Origin of the sequence: Psychrobacter sp. PL15, assembly GCF_035984995.1 — a bacterium.
Lineage (GTDB): Bacteria > Pseudomonadota > Gammaproteobacteria > Pseudomonadales > Moraxellaceae > Psychrobacter.
In genome coordinates this window covers 13,309-31,173 of record NZ_JAXCIB010000010.1, presented here as the reverse complement: position 1 = coordinate 31,173, position 17,865 = coordinate 13,309, and the positions used below count along the sequence as shown (strand labels likewise).

15 protein-coding genes and 2 pseudogenes are annotated in these 17,865 nt (G+C 39.2%); 13 read left to right on the top strand and 4 right to left on the bottom strand.

The window, feature by feature from the left end; genetic code table 11:
• The first annotated feature begins 200 nt into the window (after positions 1-200).
• From accB to RCH20_RS09600, 7 genes are all read left to right on the top strand, one after another.
• Positions 201-737: an acetyl-CoA carboxylase biotin carboxyl carrier protein gene (gene accB / locus RCH20_RS09630; RefSeq protein ID WP_327193444.1), complete on the top strand. Its 537-nt coding sequence runs from the start codon at positions 201-203 to the stop codon at positions 735-737.
• A 68-nt stretch (positions 738-805) separates the two neighbouring features.
• Positions 806-2,164 (top strand): acetyl-CoA carboxylase biotin carboxylase subunit, encoded by a 1,359-nt coding sequence (gene accC, locus RCH20_RS09625; protein WP_327193443.1) that lies wholly within the window; start codon positions 806-808, stop codon positions 2,162-2,164.
• 178 nt (positions 2,165-2,342) lie between these two features.
• A complete protein-coding gene (pxpB, locus tag RCH20_RS09620; protein ID WP_327193442.1) occupies positions 2,343-3,026 on the top strand; it encodes a 5-oxoprolinase subunit PxpB in 684 nt (227 codons plus the stop codon).
• Positions 3,027-3,139: 113 nt separating this feature from the next.
• A complete protein-coding gene (locus RCH20_RS09615; RefSeq protein ID WP_327193441.1) occupies positions 3,140-4,063 on the top strand; it encodes a biotin-dependent carboxyltransferase family protein in 924 nt (307 codons plus the stop codon).
• On the top strand, positions 4,053-4,787 hold the full coding sequence (pxpA, locus tag RCH20_RS09610) for a 5-oxoprolinase subunit PxpA (RefSeq protein WP_327193440.1): 735 nt from the start codon (positions 4,053-4,055) through the stop codon (positions 4,785-4,787). Before RCH20_RS09615 ends, pxpA begins: the two co-directional genes overlap by 11 nt.
• A 101-nt stretch (positions 4,788-4,888) precedes the next feature.
• Complete coding sequence (locus RCH20_RS09605) at positions 4,889-5,302, top strand: acetyl-CoA carboxylase biotin carboxyl carrier protein (protein ID WP_327193439.1); 414 nt, start codon at positions 4,889-4,891, stop codon at positions 5,300-5,302.
• A gap of 275 nt (positions 5,303-5,577) precedes the next feature.
• The gene (locus RCH20_RS09600) at positions 5,578-7,260 is read left to right on the top strand and encodes an NAD-dependent malic enzyme (RefSeq protein WP_327193438.1); all 1,683 of its coding nucleotides are present in this window, start codon (positions 5,578-5,580) and stop codon (positions 7,258-7,260) included.
• A gap of 144 nt (positions 7,261-7,404) precedes the next feature.
• Here the strand turns inward: RCH20_RS09600 and RCH20_RS09595 are convergent.
• Positions 7,405-7,667 (bottom strand): annotated as a pseudogene (locus RCH20_RS09595) (DDE-type integrase/transposase/recombinase); the annotation flags it as partial.
• 66 nt (positions 7,668-7,733) lie between these two features.
• Entirely contained in the window at positions 7,734-8,027 is a 294-nt protein-coding gene (locus RCH20_RS09590; RefSeq protein ID WP_209956987.1) for a putative quinol monooxygenase, read from the bottom strand.
• Positions 8,028-8,495: 468 nt separating this feature from the next.
• On the opposite strand from RCH20_RS09590, the gene RCH20_RS09585 reads away from it, so the two are divergent.
• The 3 genes from RCH20_RS09585 to RCH20_RS09575 all read left to right on the top strand — a co-directional run bounded on the left by RCH20_RS09585 (position 8,496) and on the right by RCH20_RS09575 (position 10,778).
• Positions 8,496-9,176 (top strand): glutathione S-transferase family protein, encoded by a 681-nt coding sequence (locus RCH20_RS09585; protein ID WP_209956988.1) that lies wholly within the window; start codon positions 8,496-8,498, stop codon positions 9,174-9,176.
• Between the two features lie 48 nt (positions 9,177-9,224).
• On the top strand, positions 9,225-10,082 hold the full coding sequence (yghU, locus tag RCH20_RS09580) for a glutathione-dependent disulfide-bond oxidoreductase (RefSeq protein ID WP_327193437.1): 858 nt from the start codon (positions 9,225-9,227) through the stop codon (positions 10,080-10,082).
• Positions 10,083-10,193: 111 nt separating this feature from the next.
• Positions 10,194-10,778 (top strand): TetR/AcrR family transcriptional regulator, encoded by a 585-nt coding sequence (locus RCH20_RS09575; RefSeq protein ID WP_327193436.1) that lies wholly within the window; start codon positions 10,194-10,196, stop codon positions 10,776-10,778.
• A gap of 423 nt (positions 10,779-11,201) precedes the next feature.
• Here RCH20_RS09575 and RCH20_RS09570 read toward each other — a convergent pair whose 3' ends face one another.
• Both RCH20_RS09570 and RCH20_RS09565 read right to left on the bottom strand, forming a co-directional pair.
• The gene (locus tag RCH20_RS09570; protein ID WP_327193435.1) at positions 11,202-11,513 is read right to left on the bottom strand and encodes an Arm DNA-binding domain-containing protein; all 312 of its coding nucleotides are present in this window, start codon (positions 11,511-11,513) and stop codon (positions 11,202-11,204) included.
• A gap of 394 nt (positions 11,514-11,907) precedes the next feature.
• On the bottom strand, positions 11,908-14,568 hold the full coding sequence (locus RCH20_RS09565; RefSeq protein WP_327193434.1) for a TrlF family AAA-like ATPase: 2,661 nt from the start codon (positions 14,566-14,568) through the stop codon (positions 11,908-11,910).
• Positions 14,569-14,668: 100 nt separating this feature from the next.
• Between RCH20_RS09565 and RCH20_RS09560 the strand changes: the two are divergent.
• From RCH20_RS09560 to RCH20_RS09550, 3 genes and pseudogenes are all read left to right on the top strand, one after another.
• Positions 14,669-14,791 (top strand): annotated as a pseudogene (locus RCH20_RS09560) (IS3-like element ISPar1 family transposase); the annotation flags it as partial.
• Positions 14,792-15,076: 285 nt separating this feature from the next.
• Positions 15,077-16,522 (top strand): leucine-rich repeat domain-containing protein, encoded by a 1,446-nt coding sequence (locus RCH20_RS09555; protein WP_327193433.1) that lies wholly within the window; start codon positions 15,077-15,079, stop codon positions 16,520-16,522.
• A 362-nt stretch (positions 16,523-16,884) separates the two neighbouring features.
• Complete coding sequence (locus RCH20_RS09550) at positions 16,885-17,862, top strand: leucine-rich repeat domain-containing protein (RefSeq protein WP_327193432.1); 978 nt, start codon at positions 16,885-16,887, stop codon at positions 17,860-17,862.
• Positions 17,863-17,865 lie beyond the last annotated feature (3 nt).

Sequence of the window (17,865 nt, the reverse complement as noted above, 5' to 3'; positions counted from 1 at the left end):
AGCAGGCGTTAACTTGCCTGAGGGTTGCGATTTTATTCAAGTAGGCGATAATGAGGTATAAGCTATTGAGGATAAATTGAATGTTAGACCAAGAAAATGATTGGGATTCAAGACACCGAATCAGGTATTGTATTCGATTGCTTAGCGCTGTATTTGGTATGTTAATCTAGGCTTTTTACTCCAACGGAATAGCTAGTAATATGAATATTAATTTTACGGATCTAGAAAAGCTGATAAAGCTAGCGGAACGCTCCGATATAAACTCTTTAGAAGTAACCGATGGCGACGCGCGTATCTCTATAGTTTGTCAGCCTAATGGCAATGAAAATAGCACGCACAATCTCTCTACTAGCCTCGCTGACAGCGCCTCTAGCTCAGAACAACAAACGGATATAAGCGCTGCTGGCAATAAAGAGAATACCAACGATATCAATGCAAGCAGTAACGGGATTGATGAGAAAATTGCTACTGATGACGTAAAAAACCAAGTATTAGCGCCTATGATATCGGCACCCATGCTAGGTACTTTTTATCGACGCTCAGAGCCTACAGCGAATGCATTTGTTGAAGTTGGCGAACAGGTAGAGGAGGGGCAGACGCTATGTATCATTGAGGCGATGAAGATGATGCACGAGGTCAAAGCAGAGGCTGCCTGCACTATCAAAGATGCCTTAGTCGATGAAGGTGATGTCGTAGAATATGGACAGTCCTTGTTTGTTATAGAACCAAATAGTTAAGACTAACCAACATTGCAAAGTATTGCACAGTTGCTGTATTTGATATTGTATTTTTTAGGAAAACGGACATGTTCTCAAAAATCTTAATTGCCAATCGTGGCGAGATTGCCTTACGTATTATCCGAGCTTGTAAACAGTTGGGTATTCAAACCGTAATTGCCCATTCGGAAGCGGATAAAGACTCGCTACCGGTACGCTTAGCCGATGAAAAGATATGTATCGGCCCTGCTAATGCGACACACAGCTACCTCAATCAAAGAGCGATTGTCTCCGCCGCAAAAATCACCAACGCCCAAGCCATTCACCCAGGCTACGGATTCTTATCCGAAAATGCAGACTTTGCTGCCCTAATTGAACAGTCTGGTCTTGTATTTATTGGGCCAACGGCAGACAATATCAGCAAGATGGGAGACAAGGTCGCTGCCAAAAAACAAATGACTGCCGCTGGTGTACCCTGTGTTCCTGGTTCTGAAGGTGCTTTGCCTGCTGATAAAGACATGGTAATTAGCATTGCAAAAAAGGTTGGCTATCCGGTTATTATTAAAGCCGCGAGCGGCGGCGGTGGTCGCGGTATGCGAGTGGTCGAAAAAGAGGCTGATCTATTATCCGCTATTTCTATGACCCAAACGGAAGCCCAAGCCAATTTTGGTAGCGCTGTCGTTTATCTGGAAAAATATCTCCAAACGCCCCGGCATATTGAAGTACAAGTACTATCCGACACTCATGGTAATGCTATCTACTTAGGTGAGCGCGATTGCTCTATGCAGCGTCGCCATCAAAAAGTAATTGAGGAAGCGCCAGCTCCCGGTATTACCGATGAGCAGCGGCAGCAGATAGGTCAAGCTTGTGTCAACGCCTGCCAGAAAATGCACTATAGAGGTGCTGGCACGTTTGAGTTTTTATTTGAGAATGGCGAGTTCTTTTTTATCGAGATGAACACTCGAGTCCAGGTTGAGCACACTATTACCGAGATGGTCACTGGGGTTGATATCGTTCAAGAACAAATACGAGTGGCCGCAGGGTTAACGCTCGCGCACAAACAAAGCGATATCTCTATCACTGGACATGCTTTTGAGTGCCGTATTAATGCTGAAAGCCCTGATACCTTTTTGCCCAACGCTGGGCGTATAGACTACTGCCATATGCCAGCGGGGTTTGGTATTCGAGTGGACAGTTATATCGAGTCAAACTATACCGTACCACCCTCTTATGACAGTTTAATCGCTAAAATATGCGTGCATGACCAGTCGAGAGACCAGGCTATAAAAAAGATGCAAGCGGCATTATCAGAAGCGCAAATTACAGGGATTGATACCAATATCAGTCTTCATCAGCGACTGTTTAAAGATGCTGGGTTTTGTCAGGGACAAATGAGTATTCATTATCTATCCGAATGGATAAAAGAAAATATACAAATTGAGAGTTAATATAGTTAATCCAATTTAGAAACGGCACAATGCTAATGGGCTACTGGGATGAATTTTTTGCAGCCTCTGTCACGTGTGCGAACAGCAAGCAAAAAAAATTTATACCAGTAGCACGTTGCTACAAGAGTATTCCTTTTATTTTGAATCGACTATAGCAAAAAACAAAGTTGAAGCCGAAATGAAAACAAAGATAGTAGAGCGTGCGCTTATGGAACTACAATGGCAAATATGCAGTGAGACCAATCTGGCTTTGTTTTTTCCTAAACCTATGACTTTAGACAAACAGCAAAAATGCTGGGCTTTGGCCGATAGTATCCAACAGCTGCCAGAAGTCATAGAAGTGGTCATTGGTATGAATACGTTAAGTGTATTCATAGTGTCGTTACCATGGAGCGAGCTTAAAGACTTTAAAGATAGGCTATCCACTCTGCTTGATGATATCCCTTCAAAAACAATAAACGGTAAGCACATTGAAATTCCAGTGCATTATGGTGGCCAATATGGTCCTGATCTAAAAGCTATGGCTAATGAATTAGGTCTCTCTGTTGCAGCGGTTGTCGATTTACATACCGAGGCTACTTATACGGTTTATTTCATTGGTTTTCAGCCTGGGTTTCCTTATCTTGGCGGCTTATCTGAATCCTTGTACTTTCCAAGACATGCGATACCAAGAACTCAAGTGCCCGCAGGCTCAGTTGGTATTGGCGGTGAACAAACGGGTGTCTATCCTTTTGAATCTCCAGGGGGTTGGCAGCTATTAGGCAAAACCGACACTTCTTTATTTGATTTGAATAAATCATCTCCTACTTTGCTTAACGCAGGCGATACCTTGAAGTTTACCGCTATTGATATTTATGAATAAGATATCCGCAAATAAGGATCATAACAATAAGAAGTGCCAATAAAAAATACGAATAAATAGAAACACGAATAAATAGAAACACAAATAAATAGAAATATAAACAGGCGACATCAATGAAAATTTTAACCGCGAATGCCCTTGCTAGCATCCAAGACTCAGGACGATTTGGCTACCGAAGCATGGGCGTGGGTAAAAATGGGGTGATGGATAGCTGGGCTCTACAAGCAGGTAATGCCTTGGTAAAAAATGATCTCAACGAGCCTGCTATTGAAATTGCTTTAGGTGATTTGACCATACAGTTCGAGGAAGACGTCAGTTTTTGCTTAACGGGCGCGCTATACGAGGCATATTTAGATGATAAGCGCATTCCCAGTTATTGGCGTATCAATGCGCAAGCGGGGCAAACTCTGAAACTTTTACGTCCACTACAAGGCATGTATAGCTATTTGTGTGTGCATGGCGGCTTTGATATCGAGCCGGTATTGCAATCGGCTAGCACTAATCTAAAAGCTGGTTTCGGCGGCTTTGAGGGTAGATATCTTAAAGCAGATGACATCTTAAAAGTGAGAACCGCTGCCAGCTTACCTGTTATAGGAGTGGCTCGTCTTGTGCCAACCCGTATCATTAGAGTGATAAAAAGTAGCGAGTATGAGCGTTTTACGCCTTCCTCTAAGGACGCTTTTGAATCACAGCAGTGGAAGCTACAAAGTAGTAGCAACCGTATGGGCTATCGCTTAGCAGGCACATCGCCACTTGAGTTGATTGAGCCCACGCAGATGAGCTCGCACGGTGTCGATATTGGGATGATTCAAGTGCCGCCGCAAGGGCAGCCTATTGTTCTGATGGCTGACGCGCAAACAACGGGCGGCTATCCTAAAATCGCGACGGTGATTAACGCGGATATAGGATTGATGGCCCAAATCAGGTTTGGTAAAACCTGTCAATTTGTCATCGTAGACTTAGAGCAAGCATTGCGTGAGCAACAAAAAAGACAACACTATATCGATCAAATCGAGGAGTACGCTCATGAAAATTGATTTAAATGCCGACGTCGCTGAAGGCTGCGGGCAAGATAATACATTATTGACCATAGTCAGTTCTGCTAATGTCTGCTGTGGTCTTCATGCAGGTTCTTACGCTGAAATGCTAACGACCTTGCAATTAGCAAAAACAAACAACGTTAGGGTAGGCGCCCATCCCGGTCTAGACGATAGAGAGAACTTTGGTCGTACCAATCAAACCTTAGATGAAGCCGCTTACCGGGCCTTATTGGCCTATCAATTGGGTGCGACTAGAGCGCTCTGCGACTTGGTCGGTATACCTTTAGAGTATGTTAAACCGCATGGTGCTTTGTATAACCAAGCGGCCGTTGATGAAGCCTTGTCAGATATTTTAGTCAGCGAAATCAAGCGTTTTGATCCAAATTTAAAAGTGATGGGCTTATCAGGGGGTTATCTGGTTAAGTCAGCAAAAAGCCAGGGTTTAGCGACTATCTCTGAAGTATTCGCTGATAGAAATTATGAAAAAGACGGCTCACTAGTATCTCGCAGCAAGGATAATGCCCTAATAACCGATACTGATGAAGCGACCAATCATGTATTACAGATGATTACTGAAGGTACTGTCACTAGTATATGCGGCACAAAAGTACCAGTAGACGCTCAAAGTATCTGCTTACATGGCGACGGTGAGCATGCCATTTTATTTGCTAAAGAGATAAAAAAACAACTAGAGCTTAAAGGTATTAAGATATCTGCCTAAAAGTCTCTGCCTAGCGTTATTTTATTACATGAGTATCTTAAGCGTGATGACCATTGCTACCTATCTTGGAATCAGTTAAGCAACAAACTAAGGAGTCTATTATGGATATAGAGCAAGTGGCACGCGTGGTCGAACTTGTTGAGAGCAGTCAGGTGCATGAAGTAACGATTGCAAATAATGGCCAGTCTATTATAGTAGTCAACAACTTAAATAAACAGGCTACTACCAGTCCTACAGGGATAATGCCTAGCCACAAGGCCGAAAATAGCGGTGATGAGCATTCGCAGGTGCGTGCTATTTATGTTGGACAAGTCTACTTAAGTGAAGACGACACAACTGATAACCTAGTTAATAAGGGTGATCATATTAAAAAAGGTCAAACAGTTTGTTTTATTGACGAGCTGACCCGATTGCTGCCTGTCATCAGTGAGAAAGAAGGTATCGTCAGCGCTATTTTAGTTAAAAATGGGCAGAATATCGAATACGGTCAGCCTATTTTTAATCTGGAAGTATAAAGAACGTTTACTCTATAACTGATTACCAATCATTTATTCAATAAAACAAACACAATGAAACAAATATTTCATCATTAATACTGAGGGCTTATGAAAGACATTTAATTTCTTATAGGTATCAACCCTTAAGTGTGCTAGTTTGAATAATTTTAAGAAAGCTAGACAAAGACATAAATTTTCATGATTTCTGTCATTTAATGAATGATTAAAAATATTTCAACAATTAACTTTGTATCATCACACGCCTTATACGCCTTTAATAAGAAGATTTTATCATGCCAAACCAACGTCCGTTATATATCCCCTTTGCAGGTCCTGCACTATTAGAAACCTCTTTGTTAAATAAGGGTAGCGCTTTTTCATCAGAAGAACGTGACAGCTTTAATTTAACAGGTTTGTTACCTCACAATATTGAGACGATTGAAGAGCAATCATTACGCGCTTATCACCAACTTTGCTCATTTACTAGTGATATGGACAAGCATATTTACTTGCGTAATATACAAGATACCAATGAGACGTTATTTCATCATTTGATTGATCAGCATATCGAGGAAGTTATGCCGTTGATATATACACCAACGGTTGGCCAGGCTTGTGAAAAATTCTCTAAAATTTATCGCCGTAAACGTGGTTTATTTATCTCTTATCCTGAGCGCCATAAAATTGATGATATGCTGCAAAATGCAACCAAACAAAAAGTAAAAGTGATTGTGGTCACTGACGGTGAACGTATATTGGGCTTAGGAGACCAAGGCATTGGAGGAATGGGAATCCCAATTGGTAAATTAGCGCTATACACGGCTTGTGGTGGTATCAGCCCTGCTTATTGTCTACCAATTTTATTAGATGTAGGCACTAACAATCAACAGTTAATCGACGACCCCATGTACATGGGCTGGAGAAATCCACGAATTTCTGGTGATGAATATAATGAATTTGTAGACTTATTTATTCAAGCGGTTAAACGGCGTTGGCCAGAGGTATTATTACAATTTGAAGATTTTGCACAAACGAACGCCACACCATTATTGAATAAATATCGCGATCAGCTGTGTTGCTTTAATGATGATATTCAAGGGACCGCGGCTGTTTCAGTCGGTACATTGATTGCCGCTTGTTTAAATAAAGGTCAAAAACTCAGTCAACAAAAAATAGCATTTCTAGGTGCAGGCTCAGCTGGTTGTGGTATCGCAGAGCATATTGTTCGCCAAATGCAGCGTGAAGGCCTAACAGAAGAGCAGGCGCGTAAACAAGTCTTTATGGTCGACCGTTATGGTTTGCTAACGGATAGCATGACAGAGCTACAAAAATTCCAAGTACCGTTAGTACAAAAAGAATCCGCTATTGAAAGTTGGGATAAGAGTCAGAAACTCGGTTTAGCGCAAGTGGTTAAACAAGCAAAAATAACGGTATTGTTTGGTGTAAGCGGGCAAAAAGGTCTATTTACACAGGAGGTGATCGAAGCTTTATGTGTTAATACGGAAAATCCAATTGTATTACCGCTGTCAAACCCAACGTCTCGTGTTGAAGCAACACCGCAAGAAGTGACTAACTGGAGCAAAGGCAAGGCCATTATTGCAACGGGTAGTCCTTTTCCTAATACCACTTTTGAAGGTCAGTCTTTTGAGGTTTCCCAGTGTAATAACAGTTATATATTTCCAGGTATTGGCCTAGGTGTTTTAGCATCACGTGCGACGGGGATCAGCGATAATATGTTAATGGCCGCGAGCCAAGCACTTGCAGACATATCAATGGAATATAAAAAAGCACCAGGTGCATTATTGCCTCCAATAAGAGTCATCAGAGAGATCAGTGAAAAAATTGCCTGTGCAGTTGCACTACAAGCGATTGAAGATAGATTGGCATTACCTGTCACGGTAGAAAATTTAGAACGTCGATTAAAAGCTAATTTTTGGTTACCTAAATACCGCAACTATCGTCGTACCTCCTTCTAGCGGTTAGAAAGTGCATATAAAAAAGCCGAATGCTATTGTTACAAGTAGCATTCGGCTTTGTTTATTTTGCTTTTGATTTAACTGAACCGCCCCGATTACATCGGAGATTATCTATTTAAGTTAGGCCAACAGAGGCTTTAACAGATGAATAACATCTTTGGGTTTGCCTCTATCCGATAGGGCCTGCTCCAAAGCATCCAGTACTCATGTGGTGTTCATACGATTAGACACCTTCCAGCCGACGATAATACCAGCAAACACATCAATGATGAAAGCTCTGTAGAGCCAGCCACTACCTGTCTTGATATCAGTAAAGTCAGCGACCGTGAGAAGCACCGCTTCGCAAGGTTAGGATAACTGGCAGTAAAGTTATGCGTCATTAAGTCATCCGCCCGCAGCTGATCGTCATCGTATTCTCTTAGAATGTTGAGTCTCCGACAATACCAGGGTGGTTCAGTTGCTAAGTAAAAATACTACTGAGCAACTTCTGTCATCTCATTTAAGATGAACGATTCGAGCGTGCCATCTGTTGCGGCTACGAAGTCTTTTAAGTGTTGGTTTTCTTTATGTGTCAGCCACAGCTCACGCGATGCCCAACTTTCATGAAACATGAAGTGAGCAGGGTTTTCGTTATCTTGGTATAGATTGTATTGGAGACAACCTTCCTCTACACGCGTAACTGGTAGGAGCTTTTCAAGTTCAGTCTTCACTAAGGCGATGTGGTCATCTTTTGCAGTGATATTGGCAATAACGGTTAATATGGTCATTTTTAGTCCTTTTTTAGTGGGATTGTATTAAAAATATTTTAGTACAATTTTAATAATTTTTAAATCGTCCTGTCTTAAAATAAGTCGATACATTTTTATTTAGCATTGGTGTTTATCGGTTACGGCCCATCGTATATTTCCTTTACTGCCTTATCAAAGTAATATTCGGTATTTTGGAGATGATACTTGCCTCTCTAGCGGCGCTTACTCTCATCAACCATTGACTCTAAATTATTTGGTATAGGCGCAACATTAACGTCTTTAAATATCGCACAAGTAAAACACTTGTTGTGCCTAATCTTGATAATTAAATGAGTGGTTATCTAAAACTTGTACTTGAACGACCGTTCAATTATAGTTATAGTAACTGTAACAACAAGTAATAAAAAAATGGTTCAACTCACAATTCAGATTCTTGATTATTTCTATAGTTGCCAAACTAATATTTTTATATAATAGGATAGCGTTATGCTCAAGTTTTATTTTCACCAAACCCCAAACCCAATGAAAGTGGCTCTTTACCTTGAAGAGACCGGCTTGCCGTATGAATTGGTTGCTGTAGATACTTTAAAAGGCGAGCAACACACACCTGAATACCGCGCTATTAACCCGAATGGTAAAACACCGGCAATTGAAGACGATGGCACACGCGTGTTTGATTCGACTGCTATCTTAATGTACCTTTCTGAGAAAACGGGAAAATTAGCAGGACAGCCGGAAGATCGCGGTGAGATGCTGTCGTGGTTGCTGTTTGTAGCGACAGGCCTAGGGCCTTTTTCTGGTCAATCCGTTCATTTTAGACACAAAGCACCAGAAAAAATACCTTATGCTATCAATCGCTATCTTCGTGAAGCTGAAAGTCATTATGAAGTGCTCGATACCCACATGGAAGGCCGCGAGTATATCGTTGGCGACGAGTATTCAATTGCCGATATTTCAGCATGGGGCTGGATTGATAAAGCTGCTGTCGTATTAGACGAAGAAGAATTAGAGAGCTATCCCAACCTAAAACGTTGGTTTGCAAATGTAAATGCACGTCCTGCGGTAGAAAAAGCCCGAACTCTTGCTAAAAATATCGAGTTTAAGACTGAGTTTGATGATGTTGCCGCACGGGCGCTATATCCACAAAACTTTGATAAAAAAGCCTAATCGAGACAAACAGAACTAATATTTTTCACCAACATAGAAGTGATAAAAATGGAAAATCAATACACACCACCAAAAATATGGACTCATGACGCAGAAAGTGGCGGTAAATGGGCAAGTATCAATCGTCCGGTTTCGGGGGCAACCCATGAAAAAGAGTTACCTATCGGCAAGCATGCTTTGCAACTGTACTCAATGGGCACGCCTAATGGCCAAAAAATTACCATCATGTTAGAGGAGTTATTAGCATTAGGTAAGGATGCGGAATATGATGCCCACATGATTAAAATTGGCGAAGGCGATCAATTCACATCGGGGTTTGTAGATATTAACCCAAACTCTAAGATTCCAGCACTAGTCGATCACTCCAGCGACGATGCTGAGCCTATTTTTGAGTCGGCTTCGATTTTAGTGTATCTTGCTGAAAAATTTGAAGCACTGCTGCCTACAGAAGGCAATAAGCGTACAAAGGTCTTTAACTGGCTATTCTGGTTACATGGCTCCGCGCCATACTTGGGTGGTGGGTTCGGTCATTTTTATGCTTATGCCCCCGAAAAATTTGAATACCCTATCAATCGTTTTACGATGGAAATCAAGCGCCAATTGGATGTATTAGACAAGCAATTAGCGACGAACGAATTTATTGCCGGTGATGATTACAGTATTGCGGACATTGCCATTTGGCCTTGGTATGGCAATTTAGTTTTGGGGAATTTATACGACGCAAAAGAATTTCTCCAGGTTGAAGAATACACCCATATCCAGCGTTGGGCGACAGCCATGTTAACGCGACCAGCAGTACAACGTGGCTGCATCATCAACCGCAATTGGGGTGAAGAGTGGGAGCAGCTTGAAAACCGTCATAATGCTGATGATATTGATAGAGTCTTAGCATTAAAGCCAAAGTAGTTTATCTCGAATAAAGCCAAGCGATAAGGTAAGAGACCAAGTAATACTATTATTACTTGGTTTCTGTTTTTTAAGACAAGCTTTTAAGACAAAATTTCTAAGGTAGAAATTATGAGTGCCCCAGTAAAATTTAATCGCGATGATGTGGTTGAAAAAGCAAAAAATCTCTATTGGCAAAAGGGCTATCACGCAACGTCAATGAGAAACCTACAAGACGTGGTGAATATGCATCCCGGTAGTATTTACGCCGCTTTTGGCAGCAAAGACCAGTTGTTTGCAGAAGCACTAAATCGTTATGCTAAAGATGGCGCTCAGAGGCTTGCTGACTGTATGGCAGAAGATAACACCGTGCTGGGTGGTTTGAAGCGATTCATTCATAGCGTGACTGTATATAATACAGCCACTGCGCCAAGTGGTATGTGCATGATTGTCAAAACGGTCTCTGAACTCACCCAGAACGATAGCCCAGATTTATTGGCTCATGCAACGGGTATTTTAGAGAATATAGAAGCATCTTTTTCTGCTATTTTTAGGCAAGCCATCGACGATGGTGAAATCAGCGTTAAGAAAAATCCGGTTGAGCTGGCGCGTTATTTCCAGATTCAAATAATAGGTTTGAGGACGTATGCTCAAGTCACCAATGATAGTGATGCCGTAGAAAAATATATTGATGATATCTTTGAAAATATGGTGTAGAAGGGTATTTTTCTCTAGCGTGTCATAAAGCAATCATATATTCACCAGCGACACGTGGAGATATGATTGCTTTATGACATATACCCTAAGTGAAAACGGTTCGAAATCCCTGCCTGTGGTTTTAGGGTTATTATTATCAGTAACGCATGCGATGATTACCTTCGCAGCTTTTCCAAATATAATCTGTAGAATGACTATAAACAAACCAGTGCTATCGTAATTGTTATTAAATAATAGGGCTTAAAAAAAGATGGATTCCTCAAATATTCTATATTTAGTGGGAGTGTTCTTACAAAGGCGTAGCATAAAAATAATAGACCCAGCTTTACAGGTAAGTGACTACTATAGCTTTCAATATCTTTCAAAAGCTGAGTAATTCTCGCTAAAAGTATTCCACGCTAAAAAGGCTTTACGGTCTGCACACTAAGCCTGAGCAATGGTATCGAACAGTCTTGAACCATCTTGTTCTGCGATTTTTTCTTTCCTCTTCTCTTTTGGATTAATACAGTCGTGAATCAGCTGCTTTATTTCTAGGTTACGCTGGCGTGCCTGTTGCAGTGTGATGACAGGATATTTACCTAGAGTAAGAGAATGCTGTTTCCCTTGCCAACGATAAGCGCTGACCCAAACTTTATTCCCCGTGTGTCTTACCCACAGCTGAAGGCCATCGCCATCACTATGCTTATCAGGACGGCTAGGAGTGCATTTTTCACTTGGGGTTAGTTTGTTGATCATAGTATGAGTTAATAGCGTGTTGGTATATTTTCTCGTTGGTATAATCTATACCGGTACATATCCCAACTTTCTATATGGTTCGCCACAATCCTATATATTCCAAAACTTCCATAAAAAAAGGCTTGCCGCATCGCTGCGAACAAGCCTAATTCAATATATGGTGGGCCCAGTATCAACCACACGGTAATAATAACTTATTGATTTAAATAGTTTTTTAAATATAAGTTATTTATTATACCAACGGTTATACCAACAATCATCCCATGCTTTTACCTATGTATAGCGATAGTCTATTATCTATAATATTATTATTATTTTTTGTAATCAGAATTTTGAATATTAAAATATAAATATTTATTGCTTTTGTCAAGATTTTTAAGAAGTCGATAAAAAGTTAGTCAAAGGCATATTTTTCACGGCGTTGATTGAAAGCGCTTTCACCACCTTCTAATATATCTACAGCAAGTTCTTGAACAGTTGGCATGTCTATAGCGCCTTGTTGATCCGGTAAAATTTGTCCTTTATTGTCTTCTACACTGAGTACACCAATCCATTCTGCATCACCAAATACTGGGATATTTGCATTATGAGTGGCAAATAAAAACTGACGATTGAGTTTGGCTTTACGTAATTCAGATATTATAAGCTCGGAAATAAAGGAGTTGTCCAGATTGTCTTCTGGTTGGTCAAGAATGAGCGGGTCATGGTTATCTAACAATAGCAAGTGTAGAACAGCTGTGCATTGTTGTCCTGTCGACAAGCCGTTAATAGGTCGAAAAATATCCTCATCTTCACTATATTTTACGTTTAACTCTATACTGGTCGTATCCGGTATAATAATTTCCTCTAATTCTAGAAGTTTATATTCTGGCAAGTTACCAAAAGCACGAACTACTGAATCAGGTATACCAAGTTTTGCTTTAATTTCTGCCTCCCCTTGTCTAATAGTGTTTGCTATATTAGAAGGAGAGAAGTCATTGTCCGATAACCATTCAAGCCTTCTAACCCCAACTCCATCTAATTTACAATCAATGAAAAAATCAATCAAAATCTGTCTATTGGTTTCAGGGTGTAATTGTAAACGTACTTTCTTATCCAGTTTTTTATTTAATTTTTTTACGGATTTAATAAGTGTGCTTGAGCGATTACTGGTATGTTGGTCTAGTTCAAGCAATAGCTTACTACGTTGGCTATAGAGTATACTCAATTGTACTTGCTTGCTTTTTAAATCTATTTGTTTTGGTAGGATTTCTTCTATTTTTTTTAGTAGCGTTTGGTATTCTGTACCAATTTGACGACCTGTTTTACCATGGCTAGCAGGGATGTCTTTAAAGGCATCTTCAATCTGTTGTTCCTGTAAGCTATGTTGCTGTATTAGTTGCCGCTGAATTGGTAGTAGGTTATCTTTAGTAATTTTATATTGTGCTTCTAAATGGACTATTGACTTACCTAATGTATTTTTAAGATTATCCAATATCTCACGTTGTTGTACTAATAAAGCTTCATTGGGTAGGGTAGAAGTATTGGTGCTATTTAAAAAAACCGTGTCTGGTAGGCAGTCTTTTAAGGTCTGAATAGCGCTTTCAACACGACTTATGCTTTCAACAATCTGACGGTTTGATTGTTTTTCTTTTTCAAGCTTGGGTATGGTTTCTAGCTTTTTTTCAATCCCTAATACTTCAAACTGTTTTGCTCGATCTTCTAGTTTTGGCAGCTGCTCAATCTCAGCTTCAATATTCACTTTTTGCCTAATTTCTAGAATAATATCGTTTCTATTATCTTTTAGTGCTAATAGTACCCTATTAATTTCGATAGTATGTTGAGCGTGTTCACCATCTAAGAATTTTTGGATAAGTTGGTTATGGCTGTTTCCATTACGAGTTATTTCATAAATCTCATTTTGACCGTATAGTTCCATACCTGGTAATAGGTCTAGGGGGTGATAGGGTGATATGCTTCCGTATTCATCTTTTACAGTTGGTTGGCTACCGTATTTTCGGATAACTGTAAAACTCTGTCCGTGCATCACAGCTGAACGCACCTTTATTTCTATCCTTCCTCTTTCGGAACCAAGGTTATGCTTGATGATATTGTCATGTTGCTTTCGTGCTTCTTCGCTAACGAATGACATATCAAAAGCAAAACGGATACATTCTAATAGTGTTGATTTTCCTGTACCTCTACCGCCAATAACTGCATTCAGATGATCTGATAGCTCTATATCTATGCCATCAAGATAGCCACCTATAATTCTCACTCTCTGTATAGCTGATGCATAGCTTTCTGGTTTATCACAGTTAAGGCGCACTCGTGAACCAGCATCCAGAAACGCTTGTTTAAATGATGTAAAACAGGGCTTGGTCATTTTTATGAGACACGAAGAACCATTGCTTTTGATTTGTTCTGGCTCACAAACATCTGCTGCGTTGATAGCAACCATTTCGCGTTTACACTTGTAGTTTGGATCTTTATTCAGAAAGACCTTGCGATAAAAGTCATTTTCTACTCCTCTTAAATCCTCAATAGAGCCAGGAATTTGTGCTGATAATAGTCCGCTATGTTGCCACACATGATTCATCTTACCAATTTTCAGGATACCGTTGTCACTCGTAGAATGTGCTGCATATATAAATCCGTTTTGCTGATTCACCTCATCAATTAATTGTTCTGCACTTAACCTAGAAGGGCGAATTCCATCTTGTGGATCAAGTAATCGCAAAGAACCTAAAATTCGTTCTAATTCTTGAGAGGTTTTGGTTTCGTCAAATAAGCATACGAAGTGAATCTTCTCGCTAGAAGCTATTTCAAATCCTGGGAAAACTACAATATCATGTGCAGTAAACAACTCTCTTATTGAATCAATGTTATCAACACAACCGTGATCAGCTAAGCCTATAATATCTATATTCGCCTCTATAGCGGCATCTAATAACTGCTGGTTATAGTCTGCTTCTGAAGTTTCCTGCTTCTGTCCACGGTATTTAATATAGCTAGCAGGATTTACTTGAAGGGCGCATTTAAAAAATCTTGCGTATCTTTTATTATTTGGACCCATTTTAAAATCTCTTTTAATGACTATTTTTATTTATTTGAGCTATTCTGAAAAAACCTTAAATATAAACTTGGTAAACTAATGATAATAACAAGAGTTTACCATAACTAAAAAAACAAGAGCCTGCAGTGATGAGTTTAAAGCTGAAGTCATTAAGAAAATAGCAGACAACAATGATAATATTTCAGCCACTGCAAAGCAGCTTAGCATTACCATGCAAATTCTAATATTGCCCACGTCACCTGAGTACTCCTAAAATTAGTAAGAACCAGCTAAGGTATGCTCGCAAATGCTGAGCTAGTCGCTTTGATTGCGACAACGGTTTTATTGATAGTAATATGCCATGAAAATCTATTATTTTTTTACCTGAGAAGCAAGGATAGTGTTAGCAATAATTACTTTAGCAGCTTATGCTGGCTCTACATAACCATGCCCTTTCTAAAACAATATACTATGTTATGATCTACTACTATTGCTATAACGAGCTTTCAACAAAGCAAGTAGGTAAACTATGACTCAAGAATATGATCCAGAATCTATAGAATCCAACGCTTTAGTCAAGCGTACTAGCAATGGGCTAATAACCAGCAAAGGTCGCAGGAGCCAAATCAGCTTAACGTCTGATATCATTAAGGCGGCGGCAATATCACGGGCCTCTAGCCAAGTATTAGTTGATGAAAGCTGGATGCAAGAAATATGGGATTGGGCAGATAAGTTTGGAATTGATGAACAAACTATGCCTCGTAATAGAATAGAGCTATTGAAATTAAATGCTATTAAAATTATCCATGAGGTAATTGACGTATTACCTGACAGCATAGGGAACTTAAGTAATCTTAAGTCACTTAATATTAAATATAGCGAATTTACCTCACTACCTGAGAGCATAGGAAATCTAAGTAATCTTGAATTACTTAAAGCTACACATGGTAAGCTTAACTCATTGCCTGAAAGTATAGGAAATCTAAGTAACCTTAAAGAACTTCATGTTAATAACAATTATCTTACGTTACTACCTGAGAGCATAGGAAATCTAGTCAATCTTGAAAAGCTTTATATTCGTCGTAACATCATCACATCACTACCTGAAGATATAGGAAAACTACATAATCTTGAATCACTTAATGCTGGTAGTAACAGGCTTACCTCACTGCCCGAGAGTATAGGAAATTTAAGTAACCTTAAAGAACTTCATCTTGATGTTTTCCATCATTATTGCTTGACTAAAACTATTGAAAACTCAAAGGCTTCTAAACCAGTCTATGTTAATAGTAATAATATTGTGTCACTACCTGAGAGTATAGGAAATCTAGTCAATCTTAAGGAACTTGATGTTGAAGGCAATAATCTTACCTCACTGCCCGAGAGTATAGGAAATCTAAGTAACCTTAAAGAACTTCATGTTATAGGCAATAATCTTATCTCACTGCCCGAGAGTATAGGCAGTCTAAGTAGTCTTGATTCACTTAGTGTTACTGATAACAAACTTACGTCACTACCTAAGAGCATAGTAGACCTAGTTAATCTTAAACGACTCAGTGTTAGTATTAATCAACTTACGTCACTACCTGAGAGCATAGGAGATCTAAGTAATCTGAAATCACTTGGTCTCGGTAGTAATAGCCTCACGTCATTACCCGATAGTATAGGAAATTTAATTAATCTTGAAATACTTAATATTGATAACAATAACCTTACTTCACTACCTGAAAGTATAGGAAATCTAAGTAGTGTTGAATCCATTGACCTTAGTAATAATAACTTCACATCATTACCTGAAAGTATAGAAAATTTAATCAATCTTCAGTCACTCAATATTGATTATAGCGAATTTACGTCATTACCTGAGAATATAGGAAACTTAAGTAACCTTAGTTATATTAGTATTGTTGATACCAATATTACGTCACTACCTCAAACCATTGATCAAACAAAGGTTCATATCTATAGAGAATAGGATTATCTTTAAATATAATATTAAATACTAAAGTTAATCTAACATTCAAACAGAAGCTATCTTCGAATATATCTCGCTTGAGCTTGAAAAAGTACAAAGTATCATTTATATTGCCGTTGCTTTGCTCATCAATCAAAACTTATTTAACGTAATCCTCCAAAAAGTGCAGCAAGGTATCACTGTTCATCTGATGCTGTCAAATGATGATATAAATCAATAAAGGCGCATTTACTATGATCAAACTCTGATATCAAGAGACTTACCTAAGCAAAACATCAAACTATTATAAGCTTAACAATCAGCCAAAAAGTATAGATGTGCCATAATATCATTAATATAACTAAAAATAAGACACGTAAAACATGACCAAAAAAGATGGACAGAAATCTATAGAATCCAACTCTTTAGTTAAGCGTACTAGTAAGGGGTTGATGACTAGCAAAGGTCGCAGGAGCCAAATCAGCTTAACGTCTGATATCATCAAGGCGGCGGCAATATCACGAGCTTCTAGTCAAGCATTGGTTGATGAAAGTTGGATGCAAGAAATATGGGAATGGGCAGATAAATTTGGAATTGACGAAGATACGATTCCTCATGACAGTGCAGCTTTATTAGCCTTAGAGTACCTTTTTGTTTACGATATTAGTTTTTTACCTGAGAGTATAGGCAATCTTATCAATCTGACATCTCTTACTGTTAGAGCTAACAAGCTTAGTTCGCTACCCGAAAGCATAGGTAACCTTGTTAACCTGACATCTCTTAATATTGGAGCTAACAAGCTTAGTTTGCTACCTGAGAGCATAGGCAATCTTGTCAATCTGACATCTCTTTATATTTTCAGCAACAAGCTTAGTTCGCTACCTGAGAGTATAGGCAATCTTATTAATCTGACGTCTTTTGATGTTTCATCGGATGAGTTTTTACCTAACAAGCTTAGTTCCCTACCTGAGAGCATAGTTAATCTTATCAATCTGACATCTCTTCATGTTGGAGCTAACAAGCTCACTTCGCTACCTGAAAGTATAGGTAACCTTGTCAATCTGAGGTCTCTTGCGGTTTCACACAACGAGCTTACTTCACTACCTGAGAGCATAGTTAATCTTATCAATCTGACATCTCTTCATGTTGGAACTAACAAGCTCACTTCGCTACCCGAAAGTATAGGTAATCTTACCAATCTGACGTATTTTGGCGTTGAAAGTAACAAGCTTACTTCGCTACCCGAAAGTATAGGCAATCTTAGAAACCTGATGGGACTTTATGTTTCAGATAACGAGCTTACTTCGCTACCTGAGAGTATTGATCAAAAGAAAGTTAATATATATCAGTCAGGAGTGTAGATA